At 64.4% G+C, this 3,804-nt stretch carries 4 protein-coding genes; all 4 read right to left on the bottom strand.

From position 1 onward, the window contains the following. On the bottom strand, window positions 1-1,163 hold a 1,163-nt coding region (ssuD, locus tag EN780_RS29265; RefSeq protein ID WP_128276033.1), incomplete at its 3' end, for an FMNH2-dependent alkanesulfonate monooxygenase. A 44-nt stretch (window positions 1,164-1,207) separates the two neighbouring features. Continuing rightward, entirely contained in the window at window positions 1,208-2,056 is an 849-nt protein-coding gene (locus EN780_RS29260; protein ID WP_128276032.1) for an ABC transporter permease subunit, read from the bottom strand. Further along, complete coding sequence (locus EN780_RS29255) at window positions 2,053-2,847, bottom strand: ABC transporter ATP-binding protein (protein WP_128276031.1); 795 nt, start codon at window positions 2,845-2,847, stop codon at window positions 2,053-2,055. The genes EN780_RS29260 and EN780_RS29255 overlap by 4 nt, the downstream gene beginning before the upstream one ends. Window positions 2,848-2,906: 59 nt before the next feature. Then, window positions 2,907-3,804 (bottom strand): ABC transporter substrate-binding protein (locus tag EN780_RS29250; protein ID WP_128276030.1); only part of this gene is annotated, 898 nt, incomplete at its 5' end.

Below are 3,804 nucleotides of genomic sequence, written 5' to 3'. Positions count from 1 at the left end.
GTTGGGACGTCGAGTTCGGACGCGACGACCCCCGGTTGCACGCGTCCGAACTCGACGTCCCAACTGCGTTCCGCCGGTGCGGCTTCGCCGCTCAGCCCGAGCTTGGGGAAAAGCAGTTCCGCGACATTGAAGACCTCTTCCAGATGCGGGTAGGCGGACGCGATGATCGTTTCGATCCCGATCTCCTGATACTCGCGGATGCGTGCGGCAACGTTGTCGGGATTTCCGACCAAGGCCGTTCCAGCACCCCCACGCACCAGCCCGGGGCCGGCCCACAGGTTCGGACCGACAACCAGCCGGTCTCGTCGGCCCTGATGCAGAGCCGACATGCGCTTCTGTCCAACCGATTCCGAGATATTGACGAATCCGTTCTGGGCCTCGGCGATCAGGTCGTCGGTGACGCGGCTGATCAGTCGGTCTGCGGCGGCCCAGGCCTCATCCTCAGTTTCGCGAACGATCAAATGGATGCGAAGGCCGAAGCGGATCGTTCGGCCTTGCGCCGCTGCGGCCTGCCTGACCCGCCCGATCTTTTCGGCGAGCTGGTCCACCGGTTCGCCCCAACTCAGATAGGCGTCCACGTGCTTGGCGGCGATCGCAATGCCGGCGTCGGACGAACCTCCGAACCACAATGGAGGATGGGGCTGTTGAACCGGCGGGAAGGAAATGTCGGTGCCGTGGGCGGAAAGATACTTGCCCTCGAAATCCGCCGGTTCACCTGAAAGGATTCGCCGCCAGATGGTCAGGAACTCGTCGGTCTGGGCGTAGCGGTCGTCGTGGTTGAGCTTGTTGCCGTCACCGGCGAGGTCGGCTGGATCCGCGCCGGTGACGACATTGAGCAGCACCCGGCCGCCCGAAATCCTGTCCAGCGTGGCGGCATGGCGCGCAAAGAGGGCCGGCGTCCCACTGCCCGGCCGGAGCGCTACGAGGAACTTCAGCCGTTCGGTCAGCGGGATCAGGCCGGCTGCAACGATCCAGGCGTCCTCGCACCGCGTTCCGGTAGGCAAGAGCACGCCCTTGAAGCCAAGTCGATCGGCGGCTTGGGCGATCTCCTTGAGGTAGCGGAAGGTTGCCGGCCGGTGCCGCTCGTCGGTGCCGAGATAGGGGCCGTCACCATGGGTCGGCAGATACCAGTAGAGATCGAGCGGGCGGATGTTGCTGGACATCGGATTGTTCCTTCAGTGACAGGGGGTGTGTTGACGGGCAGTTGTCAGAGCTTGCGCTTCCAGGGGACGAGGCGGTGCTCCAGCCAGCGCATGCCGCTCGTGAAGGCGAACGCCAGGGCGGCAATGACAATGAGGCCGACGAAGACCACGTCGGTAGCGAGGAAGTTGGCCGCGGACATGATCATGTAGCCGAGCCCCGACTGCGCCGCGATCAACTCGGCCGCGACCAAGGTGGACAGTCCGGCTCCGATGGCAATTCGCAGGCCGGTCAGGATTTCCGGCAATGCGGATGGCAGGATAATGGTGGTGAACAATTGCAGGCGGCTGGCGCCAAGGGACAGCGCGGCATTGACCCGCTCAACGGGCACTGAACGGACTCCGGCCTGCGCGGCAAAGCAGATCGGGGCAAAGGTCGATAGCGTGAGGAGCGTGATCTTGGAGGTTTCGCCGATGCCGAGCCAGATGATCAGCAGCGGCAGATAGGCCAGGGGCGGCAAGCCCCAGTAGAGGTCGATCGGAACGCTGAAGATCCCCCTGATCCAACGGTTGAGGCCCATCAACAGGCCAAGGGGAACACCCAGCACGATTCCTGCGCCCAGAGCCGCGGCGATGCGGCCAAGGCTTGCCAGCGTGTGGTTGAGAAGCGTGTCGTTGGCATAGCCGTCGGCCGCGACGGCGCTGAACTGGGCCAGGACCTCGGCCGGCGACGGCAGGAACAGCGGTGACGCCCAGCCGAAGCGTGCGGCGAGGAACCACAATGCAATCAGCGACGCAAGCGTAACCAGGCTGATGCCGAGTGTGTTCGTCGATGCGGATCGACGTGGCCGAGCCGGCGGCGCGCGCCGGGCGGTCGAAGTCTGGAATGTGGTTGGGGAATTGGCGGCAAGCGTCATTGCAAGGTTCCTGTGCGGGCGCCTTCCGGCTGATGGATGAGCGAGCGGATTTCCTTCCGCAGTTCGATGAAGCGCGGATGGGACTGGATCGGCCCGATGTCGCCGCTTTCGGCGAAGTCGCGCACGAAGTCGGCGTCGAACCGGGCGACGATACGACCTGGCCGGGGCGACATCACAACGATCGTCGTGCCGAGCGTCAGGGCTTCCTCGATCGAATGGGTGATGAACAGGATCTGTTTGCCCGTCTTGGCCCAGACTGAGGCCAGAAGCTGCTGCATCGTCTCGCGCGTCAGGCTGTCGAGCGCGCCGAACGGCTCGTCCATCAAGAGGATCTTCGGATCTGTGGCCAGCGCCCGCGCGATGCCGACCCGCTGGCGCATGCCGCCCGACAGTTCGTAGGGCGGCTTTTCGGCGAAATCGGCGAGGCCGACCAGTTCCAACAGGCGCCTTGACCGCTCGTGGCGTTCTGCGCGGGAAACCCCCCGGTACTTCAGGCCGAGCGCGACGTTGTCCAGCACGCTGGCCCATGGCAGCAGAGTATCCTTCTGGAACACGACGCCACGATCGCCGCCTGGCGCCGCGATTTCCCGTCCGTCCAGCGTGATCGTGCCTTCGGTGAGCGGCAGGAAGCCGGCGATCGCGTTCAGCAACGTCGACTTGCCGCACCCGGAAGCACCGACCGCGACGACGATGGAAGCGGGGGCGATATCGAGCGAGACGTGATCGAGCGCATGTACGTCCTGTCCATCGGAAGCCGGAAAGGTGACGCTGGCATCTCGGATTCGAAGCATGGTGGCCTCCGGGCGATTTGGCTGGCGCGCCAGCCAAATCGGGGTTCCTTCAGGGATTGCTAGTTCGAGGCCTTGGCCACTTCGACATATTGCGGATCGGCGAAGGCCGCGTAGCTGTCCTTGGCCGAGGTGATCTTGTGCTGGTCCTTCAGGAAGCCCGCGGTGTCCTTGAGGATTTTCGCGACCGCGCTCTTTTCGCCACCGCCCAGCCATTTGTCGGAGACCTGTTCGTCGAGCGGCGGGACGACCGTCGTCTTCAACTGCTCCGAATTCTCGGCCGCTGTGCCGCCTTGCAATTTTGCGATCAGCTTCGCGTTCTCGGTATCCGGGCCCCAGGCGGCCGGATTGCTCAGGTAAGCCTGGTTATAGCCGTCGATCAGCCGGACATACTGGCCGAGGAACTCCGGATTGGCCTTGGCGAACGCGCCGGTGACGACCAGAGCGCCGAAGGTCGGCGCGCCGCGATCGGCGACCTGGCCGGCCGTGAGCAGGATCTTGCCGTTCTTCTTGAGCTCGGAAAGAGCCGGATCCCAGACGAAGCCACCGTCAATGTCGCCGCGCTTCCAGGCCGCGACGATCTCGGGCTGTGGAATAGCTATGACCTGGGTTTCCTTCTCGGAAATGCCTTCCTGCTTGAGCACGGCGAGAAGCTGGTAGTGATCGGTCGAGACCGGTGCGGCGGCGAGCTTCTTGCCGCGCAGGTCCGCCGGCGACTTGATTTCGGGTCGCACCACGAGCGCCTCGCCGTCGCGGGAGACCGACGAGATGTAGAACGCCTTCACGTCGATGCCCTTGCTGATGGCGGCCGAGAACGGGCTCGATCCGACATCGCCGATCTGGACGTCACCGGATGCGATGGCGGCGAAGATGTCGGCGCCGGAGTTGAAGCGGCGGAATTCGATGTTCCAGCCCGTCTTCTTGGCAAGGTCGCCATTGGCGATGCCAAGATTATAGGGG

This window comes from Mesorhizobium sp. M4B.F.Ca.ET.089.01.1.1 (assembly GCF_004022605.1).
GTDB classification, from domain to species: Bacteria; Pseudomonadota; Alphaproteobacteria; order Rhizobiales; family Rhizobiaceae; genus Mesorhizobium; species Mesorhizobium abyssinicae.
The sequence above is the reverse complement of the archived record's forward strand: the minus strand, read 5'-3'. Positions and strand labels throughout refer to the sequence as shown.